Source organism: Corynebacterium auris, from assembly GCF_030408575.1.
Taxonomy (GTDB): domain Bacteria; phylum Actinomycetota; class Actinomycetes; order Mycobacteriales; family Mycobacteriaceae; genus Corynebacterium; species Corynebacterium auris.
The window spans coordinates 2,408,945-2,424,085 of record NZ_CP047047.1 but is presented as its reverse complement, the minus strand read 5'-3'; the positions used below and the strand labels follow the sequence as shown (position 1 = coordinate 2,424,085).

Below are 15,141 nucleotides of genomic sequence, written 5' to 3'. Positions count from 1 at the left end.
GACGAGGAGAAAGAGGGCGCGGTGGACGACAAGAGCCAATGGGACGACACCCCAATCGCAGCGGCGGCGCAGCGCGCCGCGCGCTTGAGCATGGGCATGGAGAAGCTGCCGCGTCCCGAGACGACGCGCGTGTTCACCATCGCCAACCAGAAGGGCGGGGTGGGCAAGACGACGACCGCGGTGAACCTCGCCTCCGCGTTGTCCCGGCAGGGAATGAAGGTCCTCGTCATCGACCTCGACCCGCAGGGTAACGCGTCGACGGCGCTCGGTGCCGAGCACCGGGCGGGCACGACCTCGAGCTACGAGCTGCTCATCGGCGAGGCAGAGGCCGCCGACGCGATGCAGCCCAGCCCGGGCAACGACAACCTCTTCTGCATCCCGGCCACCATCGATCTGGCGGGCGCGGAGATTGAGCTGGTCAGCCTCGTGCGCCGCGAGTACCGCCTGCACGACGCGCTGCGCCGCGGCTTCATCGCGGAGCAGGGATTCGACTACGTGTTCATCGACTGCCCGCCGTCTCTCGGCCTGCTCACCATCAACGCGATGACCGCGGTGGACGAGGTGCTCATCCCCATCCAGTGCGAGTACTACGCTCTCGAGGGCGTGGGCCAGCTGCTGGGCAACATCGGCATGATCCGCGAACACCTCAACCACAACCTGCACATCTCGGCGATCCTGTTGACCATGTTCGACGCGCGCACGAAGCTCGCGGAGGACGTCGCCGCGGAGGTGCGCAGCCAGTTCGGCGAGGTGGTGCTGCGCAACGTCATCCCGCGCTCGGTGAAGGTGTCGGAGGCGCCGGGGTACGGCCAGTCCGTCGTGGACTACGACCCCGGCTCGCGCGGGGCGCTGGCCTACGTGGACGCCGCGCGCGAGATCGCCCACCGCGGCGACTATCAACCCCACGAGACGACCGGACCCATCGGGGTGAGCCCGGAGGTCGCGCGCCAGCTCGACGGGCAGGAACACCAGGAAGGCAGAGAGTAACTATGGCACAGGAACGCAAGGGCGGGCTCGGCCGCGGGCTCGCGGCGCTCATCCCGTCGAGCCCGGAGTCAACCGACACGACCGGCAAGACCGGCAGGCTTGGCGACGGCGCCGCTGACGTCATCCTCGGCCGCTCCCAGCCCTCCCGTGGGACGTCCCCGGCCGGCCCGGTCCCGGGCGCCCCGACCGTCCACGCGTCGCCCGATTCCGCGAAGCAGCCGGCGCCCGTCGGGGCGCGGTACCAGGAGATCGCGCTCGGCGAGATCCAGCCGAACCCGAAGCAGCCGCGCCAGTCCTTCGACGAGGAGGAGCTCGCCGAGCTGGTCCACTCGATCCGCGAGTTCGGGCTGCTGCAGCCCATCGTCGTGCGCGAGACGCGCGGGGGCTACGAGCTCATCATGGGCGAGCGCCGTTGGCGCGCCGCCTCGAAGGCGGGCCTGAAGCTGATTCCGGCGATCGTGCGCGAGACCAGCGACTCGGAGATGTTGCGTGACGCGCTGCTGGAGAACATCCACCGCGTCCAGCTCAACCCGCTCGAGGAGGCGGCGGCCTACCAGCAGCTGCTCGAGGAGTTCGGCGTGACCCAGGAGCAGCTGGCCGACAGGCTGGGGCGTTCCCGCCCGGTGATTACCAATGCGATCCGCCTGCTCAACCTGCCGGTGAGCGTCCAGCGCCGCGTCGCCGCCGGGGTGCTGTCGGCCGGCCACGCCCGGGCGCTGCTCGGCGTGAAGCTTGGCGACGACACGGCGACCGCGGACGCCCAGGCGCAGCTCGCCGACCGCGTCGTCGCGGAGGGCCTGAGCGTGCGCGCGACGGAGGAGGCCGTGACACTGCTGAACAAGAACGGCCCCGCCCCCGCCCGCCCGAAACGCGAACCGGCCCCGCAGCCCGAGTACCTGATCCGCGCCGCCGAGCGGCTCTCGGACGTCTGGGACACCCGCGTGCAGGTGACCATGGGCAAGCGCAAGGGGAAGATCGTCGTCGAGTTCGGCGACAAGGACGACTTCGAGCGCATCATGTCCCTGATGCGGGGAACGGACTAGGTCGGCCCGCGGTGGAGCTCGTGCCGCTCGGGCCGGACAGCCTGGCTAGGATTCACCGCTTCGCCGCGCGCTCGACGTTCTGGGAGGTCGACCCTCTCGGCGAGGCCTATTGCTCCCCGACCTCGGAGGTAGACAAGGCCGTGTGGCTCGCCGCCCGCGCCGAGGCGCAGGGCACCGTCGGCGTCAGCGTCGCCGAGCGCTCGACCACCACGGGGGCCTGCGCCACCATCCTTTTCTGCCCCGCATCCGAGGCGCCGGGGGCGGTGCGCATGCCCACGGCGCCCGCGACGCGCGGCGTGGCTGCTCACGAGCCTGCACATCGACCCGCCTGCCCGGCACCAAGGCTGGGAACTGCTCCTCGTGGAGGCGGCGACCGCCGCGGCCGCGTGCGCGGGGGCAGAGACGCTGGAAGCCTTCGGCGTGCGGGGCGAGGGGTCGGCGGGGGCATCGGCCGACGCGCTGCGCCGCGACGCGGCGCGCATCGGGCTCATCGACGCCGAAACGCTCGCCGCGGCCGGGTTCCGCGTGCTCCGCGAGCACGGGGCCATTCCGCTGATGCGGCTCGACCTTCCGCCCGAGCGCGAACTGAGCAGCCTCGCCGCAGCCGAAGCAGAGGGCCTGCTGGCCCGCGCGTAAAGCCCGGCTAGCTGCTGGCTTGCTTCTCCTCCTGCAGAAGCTCCTTGAACGTGTACGTGCCGGTCGGCATGTCGTCTTCCTCGAGCAGGTAGAGGCGCTTGATGGCCACGACAATGGCCTCGGCGATGGCGTCGCGCTGGCGCGGGTTGGTCAGGATGGCCACGTCGCCCGGGTTGGTCAGGTAGCCCAGCACCACCTCGACGGTGGGCATCTTGGTCATCCGCAGGATCTCCCACGTGCGCCCGTGGTTGTAGCAGTTCTGCAGGTCGGTGCGGGCGACGATCTCGCGCTGGATGAACCCGGAGAGCGTCTCCCCCGTCATGGAGGATGCGCCCGCCTCGGAGCCGAAGTAGAAGGTGGCTACGCCGTTGGCCTTGCTGTTCGGGTACCGGTCCAGCGACAGAGAGATGACGACGTCCGCGTTGACGCCGTTGGCCAAGTCGGCTCGAGCCTTCGCGCTCGGGTTATCGCCCCGGGGCCGGGACAAGATGGCCTCGACCCCCGCCGCGATCATGCGGCCTTCGACGCGCTGCGCGAGGTCCCAGAGGATCTCCTCCTCCGTGATGTCGCCGTAGGGCCCCGCCACCGTGGCGCCCGGGGAGCTTTTGCCCAGGCCCGGGTCGATGACGACGCGCTTGCCAGCCAGGCGCGGGCCGGCCTCGCGCACGTTTTCGCGCTCGCGGATAGCCTGGGCCGACCCGCCCGTGATGCGGCGCCCCAGCAGGCTCAGGGCGTGCAGCGTGTCGGGCCCGCAGACGCCATCGCCGCTGAGCCCGTAGTTCAGCTGATAGGTGGCCACGGCCTCGTGGGTGCTCGGGCCGAAGTGGCCGTCGACGCGGTGGGCGTAGAAGCCGAGCTCCTGCAGCTGGTCCTGCAGTTGGCGGACATCGTCGCCCACGAGCACCTGGTTCGGCTGGTAGGACAGCACGCGCGCCCCGAGCGTGTAGGACGCCTCGCGGAGTTCGCGCAGCGTGACGGTGTCGATCTGCCCGGTCGGGACGATTCCGCGGGACTGCTGGAAAGCTTTGAGGGCTTCGGCGAGTGTGTCGTCGAAAAGCGCGTCCTGCGGCGAGAACTGGCGCTCGTTCCAGTCGCCGACCTGGCCTTCGAAGTGGTCCATCATGCCCAGCCGCGCGAGGGTCGAGCGGACCTCGGCAACGCGAGCGCTCTTGTCACCGACGCGGAGGATCTCTGTCACTGGGCACCTTTCTGGGCTGGGGGCGGAGCCGGTTTCCGACTCCAATGAACAATTCTTTATCCTACCCGGGCGGAAGCGTCAGAGCAGGTTCTCCACCCGCGCGAGGATCTGCTCCTTCGGCTGCACGCCGGCGAACTGGTCCACCATCTTCCCCTTGTGGAAGATGAGCACGGTCGGGATGGACATGACCTGGAACATTGCGCTCAGCCCGCGCTCGGCGTCGACGTCGACCTTGGCAACCTTGACCGCGCCGTCGAGCTCCTCGGCGACCTCGTCGAGGATCGGGGACAGCTTCTTGCAGGGGCCGCACCACTGCGCCCAGAAGTCGACGATGACCGGGGTGTCGGACTCGACGACCTCGGCTTTGAACGTGGCCTGGGTGACGTTGACGGGGGTGCTCATGATTTCTCCTCTGCTCTCGGGACTCTGCTCCCGGGACTCTGCGCGCGGAATGTTGCCCTTGGAATGTTGCCCTAGAATAGCGGCGCCCTACGCGCCGAGCGCTTCGAGGTAGTGGGAGGCGTCGATCGCGGCGCGGCACCCCGAACCGGCGGCCGTGATCGCCTGGCGGTAGGTGGTGTCCACGAGGTCGCCACAGGCGAAAACGCCCGGGATGGTGGTGCGGGTGGACGGCTCCTCGACCACGACGTAACCCTGCGGGTCGGTGGCCACCTGCCCGCCGAGGAAGCCCGAGCGCGGGTCATGGCCGATCGCGACGAACATGGCGGTGGCGTCGAGCACGGACTCCGTGTTCTCGCGCACGTTGCGCACCTTCAGGCCGGTGACCTTGCCGCCTTCCTCCAGCACCTCCTCGACGATGGTGTGGGTGAGGAACTCGATCTTCTCGTTCGCGCGGGCGCGCTCGAGCATCACCTTCGAGGCGCGGAACTTCTCCGAGCGGTGGATGAGGGTGACCTTGGAGCCGAACTTGGTCAAGAAGATCGCCTCCTCCATCGCGGAGTCCCCGCCGCCGACCACGGCGATGTGATGGTCCTTGAAGAAGAATCCGTCGCAGGTTGCGCACGTGGACACGCCGCGGCCGGTCAGCTCGGTTTCCCCGGGGATGCCGAGGTGGCGGGGGGCGGCGCCGGTAGCGAGGATGACGGCCCGCGCGGAGTACTCCGTGCCCGCCACGGTGACCTTCTTCAGCTCGCCGCTGAAGTCGACGCCGTCGACCAGCTCGGGGCGCAGCTCGGCGCCGAACCTCTCCGCCTGGGCGCGCATCTGCGCCATCAGGTCCGGGCCCATGATGCCGTTTTCGAAGCCGGGGTAGTTTTCCACCTCCGTGGTGTTCATCAGCTCGCCGCCGAACTCGTAGCCCTCGAAAACCAGCGGGTTGAGCTCCGCGCGAGCGGCGTAGAGCGCCGCGGTGTAACCGGAGGGGCCGGAGCCGACGATGATGAGGTCGCGCACCTGCTCAGCCGCACGCGGCGCGTCAGCCTGGCGCGCTGTGTCCTGGTCCTGGTCCTGGTCCTGGTCCTGTTTCAGAGTCACAAAATTGAAACCGGGGTTGGTCATTGCGGTAGTACATCTCCCAGGTCGGCGGTAGAACAAATCGGCTGGCGGCGGGTGTGGCGCCGCCCGGCCAGTCTACTCTAGAAAAACGCCCGCCCCGGTTTTGCGCGAGGGCGCTGATTCCGGGGCCTACTTCGGGTCCCGCGGCAGGGCGAGTTCTTCCCCCGCGAGCTCAGCGGCCTGCGCCAGCGCCGCGCGCGCCCGGGCGCGGCGCGACTTCACCGTCCCCGGCTGCACCCCCATCCTGGCGGCGGCGGTGTCGATGCTCAAGCCCATGACGTCGATAAGCAGGAGGGCCTCGCGCTGCGTCGCGGGAAGGGCGGCAAGCGCCTGGCGCACCAGGATGGTGCGGTCGAGGTGCCTCATTGGGTCGTGCGCGAGGGCGGGGTTTGCCTCGGCGTTGAACTCCCCCTCGTCGTCCAGGCTGATGTCGCGGCTGCGCTTGCCCGTGGCGCGGACGTGGTCGAAGCCGGTGTTCATCACCAGGCGGTGCAGCCACGTCGACAGCGTGGACTCGGCCCGGTAGGTATGCATGCTTCGCGACGCCTTGAACAACGCCTCCTGGAGGATATCCTCGACGTCGTTGTCGTTGCGCGAGTAACGCCGCGCGATGTATGTCAAGCGCGCCTTGTGCCGCTGGACGATGGCGGCGAAGGCGCGCGGATCGCCGCCCATGTACGCCTCCACCAGCTGCTGGTCAGACTGGTGTGCGGGAACGGGCCCCGCGATCTTTGCCGACATGTGATCCCCCCGGAAGAACAAAAACTGTGTGACCCCATCAGCATGCACGCGCGGCGCGCCCCCGTGCAGGCCGCACGTGCACACTTCAGTGCGCTTATTCGGGGAACGTGTGCCCGATGAGGGTCACCTCGCGCACCGTGACGTTCTGGGGCAGCCACAGCACGACCCCGTCGAGGCGGGCACCTTCCTCTATGTCCACGCCCTGCTGCCCGCCGCGCAGCGCGCTTCGGCCCAGCTCAGGAAGCCCGTCGAAATCGCTCTGGTCCGCGGCGCCCTCCGGCAGGGCGAACAGGGCGAAGTAGTCGCCGCCGGCGACGGTGTCCACGATCACCTGCTCGAGCGTGAAGGGCCCCTCGTAGCGCAGCTCCAGCCCCGTGCCCGTGTCGGTGGTCCACGTCGTGGCACGGTCGCCGTCGACGACCTCGTCGACCTCCTCCCCCGAGGGGTCGTTCCACACAGTCGCGGCGAGCGGGGCGACGATGACCGCGGGGCCGCCGGCGGCGGCGTCTTCTACCTGGTCCTCGACCTGGTCTTCTGCCTGTTCGACCGACTCGGTGCTCACCGGCGAGCCGGGGTTGGAACCGCCGATCACCCCGATGAGGTAGGCCGTCAGCGCCGCGACGACGACGACGGCGCCGATGACGAGCGCGAGGATGAGCAGCAGCGAAGCGGGCCGGTAGGCCTCGCGCCCGAAGCCCCCGGAGAGAGCCTCCGGGTCGGGCTCCGGCTCGCCCTGCTCCGCCTCGACGGCCTCGCTCAGATCGTGCACGCCGGGCTCCGGGGCGGGCCGCTCCCCGTCCTCCTCGGCCTCGCCCGCCGTACCGGAGCCGATCGCCTCCAGGGTCGCGGCGATCGAGCGGAAGTCTTCCGGGGCGGCGGAGGGGGCTTCGGCGAGTTCGCGCGTTGCGGCGCTGACCTCGTCAAGCTCGGTGGAGCTGACGTCGCTGGTGAGCAGGGCCAGCGCGGAGGCGAGAGCGCCGGCGTCCTCCTCGGCGGAGGCGTCGGGCAACACGGCGGGGAAGGCGAGGCGCACGACGCCGTCGGTGGACACGCGAAGGCGGTTGCGGTTGTCCAGGCCGAAGGGCACCTTGTCCTCGTGGGCGGCCCCGATGGCGTCGGCAAGCGGGGCGAGGGCGTGCGCGACGGCCTCGGGGTGGAGGGTCTGGCCGGATTCCGCGACGTCCTTCAACGTCGCCCCGGGGATCCAGTCGGCGACGACGAGCGCGCCCGAACGGTAGGACAGGATCTGGATGTTCTCGGCGAGCGCCGGGTGCTCAAGCTCCGCGAGCTTGCGGGTGCGGCGGGCCACGCCGGCGGCGTCGATCGCCGCCTGGCGGGGCGTGGCCGGGGCGAGCGGGGCGGTGCCCGTGGTGTCCACGAAGGTCAGCGCGACCATGCGGTCGGTGGCCACCTCGCGGGCCTGCCAGAAGCGCGCCCCCGTCGTGGCGCCGTGGTCGCGGATGAGGCGGAAGCGCCCGTCGGAGACGGAGGCGCCGGGCACCAGGCGGGGTCCGCGGACTACGCCGGCGGACATCGGCGGCGGCACCGGGGAGGCGTTGAAGGTATCGCCGGCGAGGAACTGGTTGGACAGGTCGCGCGGGTCGACCTCGCCGACCTCGATGGCCTTGTCCTCGTCGTAGCGGATGAGTCGGCTCAGGCCCGGGATGCGGGCCAGGGCGCGGCCGAGGTTTTGCACCTCGGGCAGGCGCGAGCGCGACAGCACCAGGCCCGTGATGATGAGGAAGGTCAGGCCCAGCACGGCGATTTCGACGAGGAAGCCGATGGAGGGAGCGCCGATGAGGTTGCCGAAGCCGACGGCGAGGTCGAGCCCGGCGACGTCGCGCACGAGGAAGCGCAGCACGAACGTCGCGGCGATGCCGACGGCGGAGGAGCCTGCCGCCCACCCCGTCGTGCGCAGCACCGCCGGCGCCTCCAGGGTGCCCAGCTTGCGCTTGAGCAGGAAGGCGCCGATGACGGCGCCGGCGATGAAGCCGAAGCCATTGGCCGTACCGAGCAGCACCACCACGTTCTGCGGCGACTGCGCCACGAAGGGGGCCAGGTAGCTCAGGACGACCTTGGTGGCGGTGATGCCGGCGATGATGAACGTGGGGGTCCAGGCCTCTTCGCGGGCGTAGAACACGCGCAGGTGGAGCATGACCAGCGCGTAGGGGATGAGAGTGAACGCGGAGAAGCTCACCGTCAGGCCGAGGGTGCGGGCCTGATCCGCGTCGAAGTTGCCGTAGGCGAACAGGGCGTGGCCGATGTCGGGGCCGAGCGCCGTCATGAACACGATCATTGGGATGAGCGCGATGAACGTCAGCTGCGTGCCCAGGGTCAGGTCGCGCACCACGGCCTGGTGGTCGCCGTCGGCGGCGTTGCGCGACAGGCGCGGCATGATCGCCGTGAGCAGTGTGACCCCGATGACGCCGTAGGGCACCTGCAAGAGCATCCAGTGCTGCTGGTAGATGAAGGGGGCGTTGCCGTCGGCGACGGAGGCGATGCGGGTGGTCACCACGTAGCCGAGCTGGCTGATGGCCACGTAGGTGATGATCGCCAGGGCCATCGTGCCGAAGGCCTTGAGGCGGTCATCGATCCCCCACAGCGGGCGCAGGTCCACGCCGAGGCGGCGCAGGGCGGGCAGCATGATCAGGCACTGCACCACGACGCCGAGCGTGGTGCCCAGGCCGAGGAGCAGCACGTGCGGGTTGTTCACCGCCGCGGGCGCCGCCGGGTTGAGCTGGCCGGGCACGAGCATGTACAGCAGGAGCACCGCGATGGAGACGACGTTGTTGGCCACCGGCGCCCACGCGCCGGGGCGGAAGTGGGACTTCGTGTTCAGGATGGCCATGAACAGCGAGAACATGCCGTAGAAGAAGATCTGCGGCAGCAGCAGGTAGGCAAACGAGGTGGCCTGGACGACGTTGACGCGGCCGTCGTCGTCAAGCATGATGCGCGTGAGCACGGGCGCGGCGGCGACGGCGATGAGCGTGGCCACCGTCATCAGCGTCAGCGTCAGCGTGAAGAGGCGGCGGATGAAGGCGACGCCGTGGTCGGCGTCCTCCTTCTCCGCGCGCACCAGCACCGGCACCACGAGGGCGGTGAGCACGGAGCCCAGCACGATCTCGGTGATGAGGTTGGGAAGGTTGTTCGCGGTGTTGAACGCCGAGGCCACCGGCCCGCCGAGGGCAGCGCCGATGAGGACGGTGCGGATGAAGCCGGTGATACGCGAGATGAGCGTCGCCACGGCCATCGAGCCGGTGGAGCGCACCACATCGGCGTTAGTCGTCTCCTGCCCCGCCGCCGTGTCGGCGTCGGGAGGGGTCACGAGCGTTTCGCCGGAGGGGCTGACGGTCAGCGCGGAGCGGTCCTCCCCCGCGGCCTCCTCCGGGGTCGGCTTCTTCTCGCGCGGGGCGGGCACGGGTGCCGGAGGCGCGGGGGTGACGATGCGGCTCCGGAGGCCGGCCCGGGGCTCGTGCGGTTCCTGGGGGGTCACGGTGGGGCTTCTCCTAAGGTGTCTCCGGGCCACGCGGTGGCGCCGGCGGTTCGCGGGTGTTGTGCCTGATGTCTGGCTCAGTGTGGCGGCCGTTGCCGGGAGGCGGCAGCGAGGTCGGCCCGCGCGCGCGGCGCCTGCGGCCCACGGTGAACAGCAGGAGCATGGCCAACGCCACTGCCAGCGCGCCGAGGATGACCCGGCCGCGGGTCTCGATGCCGACGGTGCGCACCGAAATGTCGACGGGCTGGGAGATGGGCACGCTGTTCGGCGAAGCGAGGAAGAGCTGCAGGTTGGTGGGCGCGTCATCGGGCAGGTCGGCCGTCATCTGCACCGTGTACGAGCCGCGGGCGGGAATGCGCAGTGTCTGCGGCACGTGCAGCCGCGCCCCTTCGGGGCCCGTGTAGAGGATCTGGGTGTCCACCGGCAGCGGCAGCCCGTTTTGGGCCACGATGACCAGCGGGGAGGACGAGGACGCGCGGGTGTAGACGTTGCCGGGCGGGATGAGGGTCACGGAGGAGCGCAGCGTGTTCAGCATGTCCCGGCTGCCCGCCAGGCGCTCCCGCGTCGCCCTTTCTGCCGCCGGGTAGAACTCGCGCGAGCGCCGCCCCGTGGCGCCGAGCGCGACGAGCAGGTCGCGGCGCAGCGGGAGCGTCGCCTCGTAGCGGGTCAGGGTGATCGCGGGGTCGTCGACGAGGAGGGCCGACAGGTCGTTGATAAAGCTGGCCTGCTGGCCGGCCGCGAGGATCTCGGAGTCCGCGTAGACGGTCGGGTCGGGGTGCGGGCTGCCGGACGACGTGGCCGCCGGAACCTGGGCTGGCGCGGCCAGGTAATCGCTTAGGGTCATGGGCCAGGCGGTGGTGGCCACCAGGTTACGCACCGCCTCCATGATCGTCGCGGCCGAAGCCGGGTCCCAGGAGGCCGGGGGGTTGACCAGGACGGGCTCCGGCGCGCCCTCCCCCGCCGCGAAGCGGGAGGCGCGCACGGCCAGGCGCACGCCGGAAGCGGCGTTGATGGCCCGGGCGGCCGGCGAGTCGTCCTCGAGGGTGGAGCGCAGCCACGGGCGTGAGTAGCCGGTGGTCTCCGGGTGCGGCCCGACCTCCGCCAGCGTGGAGGCGAGAGCGTCCTGGTACTCCACGGCCAGCACGCCCGGGGCGAGCCACGCGAAGCGGTCCTCCTCGGCGCCGCCGACGGTGCCGGAGGCGACGAGCGCCCGCACCGGTTGTTGCGGTTCGGGCGCCGCTACCCCGCCCGCGCCGGGCAGGTCCTGGCGGTCGAGGGTGGTGCGCTGCTCGCCCTCGACGCGCCGGCTCGCCCCGGTCCCCGCCTGCGCCTGGCCCGCGTCCCACGCCCCGCTCATGCCGCCGGTGGGGACGGTCGAACGCATGTGATCGGCCCAGCCCACACCGGGCGCGGCCTCCGCGTCGACGTAGCCGGCCGCGGGGAGCACGACGTTGAGCAGACCGGTGGCGTCGAGGACGCGGCCTAAGGTGAAGGGCCCGCGCTCGACGGCTTCGCGCATGAGCCACACGTCGCCGGTGCGCGCCACGGCGTTGAGGTCAGCATTCGCCCAGGGTAAAGCGAGGATGCAGCGCTCGGCGGCGATGGCGGCAAGCCGCTCCAGCCAGGCTTGAGCGTCCGCGCTGCCGCGGCCCGCCTCCCCGTCCGGGGTCGCGGTGTCGCTGCCCCAGCTGTCGCGCAGGCGCTGGGGTTCCTGCGCGATGTCGGGGCGCGTCGGGGCGACGGTGTAGCCGCGCGACATCCGCTCGGCGGTGTCCACGAGCGCCGGGTCGATGGCGAGGCAGGTCGCGGAGGCGACGGCGGGGTCGGAGGTGGCGTGGTCGTAGACGTCGAGTAGCGAGCTCAGCCGCCCGCCCTCGGCGAGTTCGCCGGCGAGGCTCTCCGAGGCGAGGACCAGCGGCGGGGTCTCCGGGGCCTGGCCCGTTTCGCCGGGCACGATGTCGATGGGGGCGGACAGCGGGAACAGCGCGGTGAGCCCGGGCGCGGGCCCGGCGTCTTCGCCGTGCACGTCGAGGTGGAAGCGCTCCGTGTCCAGCACCTCCGCCTCATCGGCCAGGGCGAACATGAGCGGGTAGGTGGCCAGGCCCGGCAGCGGCAGCTCGTCCTCGAGGATTTCCAGGTCCAGCTCCGTGCTCTCGCCCGGGGCCAGTTGCTTATCGACGTCCCTCGGGCGCCCCACCACCGAGTACTCGCCGATATCGGCGATCGCCGCGGCCCGCTGATCCTCGGGCGAGCCGGTGGCGGGCCCGCGCCGGGGGGTCACGCTCAGGCCGGTCAGCGTGTCGTTGGAGGTGTTGGTGACCCGCAGCGTGACGTTCACTGGGTCGTGGGCGGCGATGGATTCGGGCCCGGCGACGAGTTCGACGGTGGCGCGCTCGCCCTCCCCCGGCCGGATGTTGGGGTTGACCCACAGCTCCGCCACCGCGGGGTTGTCCGGGTTGGTGGGGATGGCGATGCCCCCGGCGGCGGGGACGAGGGCAAAGGTGAGGGCGCCTGCCAGGGCGGCGGCGCACACCCGGGGCGCGCGCCTCATCGGGGGGTCGCCCTTCCGGCTTTGGCTTCCTTTCTGGCCAGCGCGGGCATGCGGTCGTGCGCGATGCGGGCGAGCTTGCGCTCGTCGGCGTACGCGAGGTGCTCGATGAGCCCGCTCATCGGCACCCAGGCCACCTCGGTGACCTCCGGGTCTTCGTCGTTGAGCACCCCGTCGACGTAGCGCAGCAGGTTGTGGTGCACCGTCTTGTGGATGCGCACCCCCTCGGAGACGAACCAGTAGTCGATCACGCCGAGGGTTTCGAAGGCCTCCCCGGAGATCCCGGTTTCCTCCCATACCTCCCGCTCGGCGGTGGTCCACTGGTGCTCCCCCGCCTCGACGTGGCCCTTCGGCATGGACCACAGCAGGCGCCCGCGCTTGTCCAGCCGGCCGATCAGCGCGACGTAGATGCGCGAGAGGTCGACCTTCCCGCCGGGCCCGACCGCTTCGGCCATGCCGGAGACAACGAGCCCGCCTGCCGACGTCTCGTCGCGCGTTTCCATCGCGGAGTCCGCGCGCTGGGGCCGACGCTGCACGGAGCGCGGGGAGCGCCCGCGGGGCGAGTCGCTCCTTTTCCTCTTCCCTTTCCTGGCGTTTTTCCCGGCCTGTGACCTTCCGGACTGTGCCTTCCCAGACTGTGCCTTCCCAGACTGTGCCTTTCCGGACTGTGCCTTTCCGGATTGGGCTTTTCCGGCAGGACGAGACCCGCGGCGGCGCCGTCCGCGCCTGCGGGGACCCTCGCCCTTCGGGCTGCCGGAGTCGCCCGAGCTGGGCCTCGTTGTCTCACTCATTCGCTACATCGTATCCCCCCACGTGCTTTTGTGGTATTTAACAGGGCTGTCGGGAGGGGCGTTTTGGCCGGGTAAGGTGGTGGGGGTGACAACGCCAGACAACCGAGATAACTACGCACCCGTGTTTGACCTGCCCGATCCGGCTGACCCGTTTGCGCGCGAGGCGTTGCTGGCGCGGGCGCAGCGGGCCGTCGAGAAGCTCGCAGGCGTGCTCGAGCCCCTGGCGGCGCGGTTCGCGGAGAAGGGCGAGTCTCTCTACCTCGTCGGGGGGCCGGTGCGCGACGCGATGCTGGGCCGCCTCGGCAACGACCTCGACTTCACCACCTCCGCCCGGCCCGGGGTGATCCGCGAGGTGCTCGAGGCGTGGGGCGAGAAGGTGTGGGACACCGGCATCGAGTTTGGCACGGTCTCGGCGGTGCTGCGGGGCCAGCAGGTGGAGATCACGACGTTTCGCTCCGACCTGTACGACGGCGTGACCCGCAACCCGGAGGTCACCTTCGGCGACTCGCTCGAAGGCGACCTGGTGCGCCGCGACTTCGCCTGCAACGCGATGGCCATCGAGCTTTCGCTTGACGACGGCACACTGGCGCCGCGCTTCCACGACCCAGTCGGCGGCATCGACGACGTCCTGCACCGCCGCCTGGATACGCCGCAGGCGCCCGAGGTGTCCTTCCGCGACGACCCGCTGCGCATGCTGCGCGCCGCCCGTTTCGTCTCCCAGCTCGATTTCGCGGTGGCCGACCGCGTGCGCGAGGCGATGGAGGCGATGGCGCCCGAGATCGGGCGGATTACCGCCGAGCGCGTCCAGGCGGAACTGGACAAGCTCATGCTGGGCGCGCGCCCCTGGGCGGGCATGGACCTGCTGGTGGAGACGGGCCTCGCCGAGGTCGTGCTGCCCGAGGTACCGGCCCTGCGCCTGGAGATGGATGAGCACATGCAGCACAAGGACGTCTACCGCCACTCGCTGACGGTGCTGCGCCAGGCCACCGAGCTCGAGGAGGAGGGCCCCGACCTGAAGCTGCGGTGGGCGGCGCTCTTGCACGACATCGGCAAGCCCGACACCCGCGCGGTGAAGGAAGGAGGCGGGGTGAGCTTCCACCACCACGAGGTCGTGGGCGCCAAGATGGCGCGCAAGCGGATGCGCAAGCTGAAGTACCCCAAGCACGTCGTGGAGGACGTGGGCCAGCTGGTGTATCTGCACATGCGCTTCCACGGCTTCGGCGAGGGCCAGTGGACGGACTCGGCGGTGCGCCGCTACGTCACCGACGCCGGCGAGCTGCTGCCGCGGCTGAACAAGCTGGTGCGCGCGGACTGCACCACGCGAAACCCGAAGAAGGCGCGCCGCCTCCAGCGCTCCTACGACCACCTCGAGGAGCGCATCGCGGAGCTCGCCGCCAAGGAGGATCTCGCGCGGGTGCGCCCCGACCTCGACGGCAACGAGATCATGGAGATCCTCGGGCTGGAGCCGGGGCCTGCGGTGGGCCGGGCCTGGTCGCACATGAAGGAGCTGCGCCTCGAGCGCGGCGAGCTGGACCACGAGGAGGCCGTGGCCGAGCTGAAGAAGTGGTGGGAGGCCGAAAATGCCTGAGTTCTTCTACGCCGATCGACTGTTCAACGCGCTGGAGCGCAGCGAGCCCGAGGCCGGCTCGCTTCTCGTCGCGGCGCCCGGGATGGGCTCCGATGAGTTCGCGCGCACCGTCGTGCTCGTCCTTGGGCACTCCGCCGCCGGGACGCTGGGGGTGGTGCTCAACCGGCGCACCGACGTGGCGGTGCAGAACGTGCTGCCCGAGTGGGAGGCGCTCGTGGCCGCGCCGCGCGCGCTCTACCTCGGCGGGCCGGTGCGCCCCCAGGCCGGCGTGGCGGTGGGCGTGACCAAAAACGGCGTGGCCATCGAGGAGTACTCGCAGTTCACCCGGCTGGCCAACCGCCTGGTTCACCTGGACCTGCACGCCCACCCGCTCGAGGTGGGCGACGCGCTTGAGGGGGTGCGTATCTTCGTGGGCACCGCGCAGTGGGAGCCGGGGCAGCTCGACGGGGAGATCGAGCGCGGCGATTGGTTCGTCGCCCCCGCGCTGCCCTCGGACGTGGTGGCGCCCGCCGCGGCGGATCTGTGGGGCGACGTGATGCGTCGCCAAGCAATGCCCCTGCCTCTTTTTTCCACGTTTCCCGCCGACATCCAGGACAGCTAG

General features: G+C 70.8%; 13 protein-coding genes. 5 read left to right on the top strand and 8 right to left on the bottom strand.

What is annotated here, in order from left to right; translation table 11 throughout:
- The first annotated feature begins 21 nt into the window (after nucleotides 1-21).
- Together CAURIS_RS11440 and CAURIS_RS11435 are read left to right on the top strand one after the other, a co-directional pair.
- Nucleotides 22-987 carry a ParA family protein gene (locus tag CAURIS_RS11440; RefSeq protein ID WP_019193572.1) on the top strand — a complete coding sequence of 322 codons (966 nt, stop codon included), beginning with the start codon at nucleotides 22-24 and terminating at the stop codon, nucleotides 985-987.
- 2 nt (nucleotides 988-989) lie between these two features.
- Entirely contained in the window at nucleotides 990-2,030 is a 1,041-nt protein-coding gene (locus CAURIS_RS11435) for a ParB/RepB/Spo0J family partition protein (protein ID WP_290342192.1), read from the top strand.
- A 106-nt stretch (nucleotides 2,031-2,136) separates the two neighbouring features.
- On the opposite strand, the gene CAURIS_RS11430 is transcribed toward CAURIS_RS11435, so the two are convergent.
- Nucleotides 2,137-2,301 (bottom strand): hypothetical protein, encoded by a 165-nt coding sequence (locus tag CAURIS_RS11430; RefSeq protein ID WP_290342191.1) that lies wholly within the window; start codon nucleotides 2,299-2,301, stop codon nucleotides 2,137-2,139.
- Nucleotides 2,302-2,390: 89 nt separating this feature from the next.
- On the opposite strand from CAURIS_RS11430, the gene CAURIS_RS11425 reads away from it, so the two are divergent.
- Nucleotides 2,391-2,666, top strand: coding sequence for a hypothetical protein (locus CAURIS_RS11425; RefSeq protein ID WP_290342189.1), 276 nt, complete (start codon nucleotides 2,391-2,393; stop codon nucleotides 2,664-2,666).
- 7 nt (nucleotides 2,667-2,673) lie between these two features.
- Here CAURIS_RS11425 and CAURIS_RS11420 read toward each other — a convergent pair whose 3' ends face one another.
- From CAURIS_RS11420 to CAURIS_RS11390, 7 genes are all read right to left on the bottom strand, one after another.
- Nucleotides 2,674-3,864 (bottom strand): N-acetylmuramoyl-L-alanine amidase, encoded by a 1,191-nt coding sequence (locus CAURIS_RS11420; RefSeq protein ID WP_290342188.1) that lies wholly within the window; start codon nucleotides 3,862-3,864, stop codon nucleotides 2,674-2,676.
- A 78-nt stretch (nucleotides 3,865-3,942) separates the two neighbouring features.
- Nucleotides 3,943-4,266: a thioredoxin gene (trxA, locus tag CAURIS_RS11415; RefSeq protein ID WP_290342187.1), complete on the bottom strand. Its 324-nt coding sequence runs from the start codon at nucleotides 4,264-4,266 to the stop codon at nucleotides 3,943-3,945.
- 87 nt (nucleotides 4,267-4,353) lie between these two features.
- Nucleotides 4,354-5,277 carry a thioredoxin-disulfide reductase gene (gene trxB / locus CAURIS_RS11410; protein ID WP_435384049.1) on the bottom strand — a complete coding sequence of 308 codons (924 nt, stop codon included), beginning with the start codon at nucleotides 5,275-5,277 and terminating at the stop codon, nucleotides 4,354-4,356.
- 231 nt (nucleotides 5,278-5,508) lie between these two features.
- Nucleotides 5,509-6,120, bottom strand: a complete 612-nt coding sequence (locus CAURIS_RS11405; protein WP_290342185.1) for a sigma-70 family RNA polymerase sigma factor — start codon at nucleotides 6,118-6,120, stop codon at nucleotides 5,509-5,511.
- A 94-nt stretch (nucleotides 6,121-6,214) separates the two neighbouring features.
- Nucleotides 6,215-9,613 carry a murein biosynthesis integral membrane protein MurJ gene (locus CAURIS_RS11400; RefSeq protein WP_290342184.1) on the bottom strand — a complete coding sequence of 1,133 codons (3,399 nt, stop codon included), beginning with the start codon at nucleotides 9,611-9,613 and terminating at the stop codon, nucleotides 6,215-6,217.
- A gap of 13 nt (nucleotides 9,614-9,626) precedes the next feature.
- Nucleotides 9,627-12,164 (bottom strand): hypothetical protein, encoded by a 2,538-nt coding sequence (locus CAURIS_RS11395; RefSeq protein WP_290342182.1) that lies wholly within the window; start codon nucleotides 12,162-12,164, stop codon nucleotides 9,627-9,629.
- Nucleotides 12,161-12,952: an NUDIX hydrolase gene (locus tag CAURIS_RS11390; protein WP_290342181.1), complete on the bottom strand. Its 792-nt coding sequence runs from the start codon at nucleotides 12,950-12,952 to the stop codon at nucleotides 12,161-12,163. Before CAURIS_RS11390 ends, CAURIS_RS11395 begins: the two co-directional genes overlap by 4 nt.
- A 121-nt stretch (nucleotides 12,953-13,073) precedes the next feature.
- Between CAURIS_RS11390 and CAURIS_RS11385 the strand changes: the two genes are divergently transcribed.
- A complete protein-coding gene (locus CAURIS_RS11385; protein ID WP_290343394.1) occupies nucleotides 13,074-14,540 on the top strand; it encodes a CCA tRNA nucleotidyltransferase in 1,467 nt (488 codons plus the stop codon).
- Nucleotides 14,533-15,141: a YqgE/AlgH family protein gene (locus CAURIS_RS11380; RefSeq protein ID WP_290342180.1), complete on the top strand. Its 609-nt coding sequence runs from the start codon at nucleotides 14,533-14,535 to the stop codon at nucleotides 15,139-15,141. The genes CAURIS_RS11385 and CAURIS_RS11380 overlap by 8 nt, the downstream gene beginning before the upstream one ends.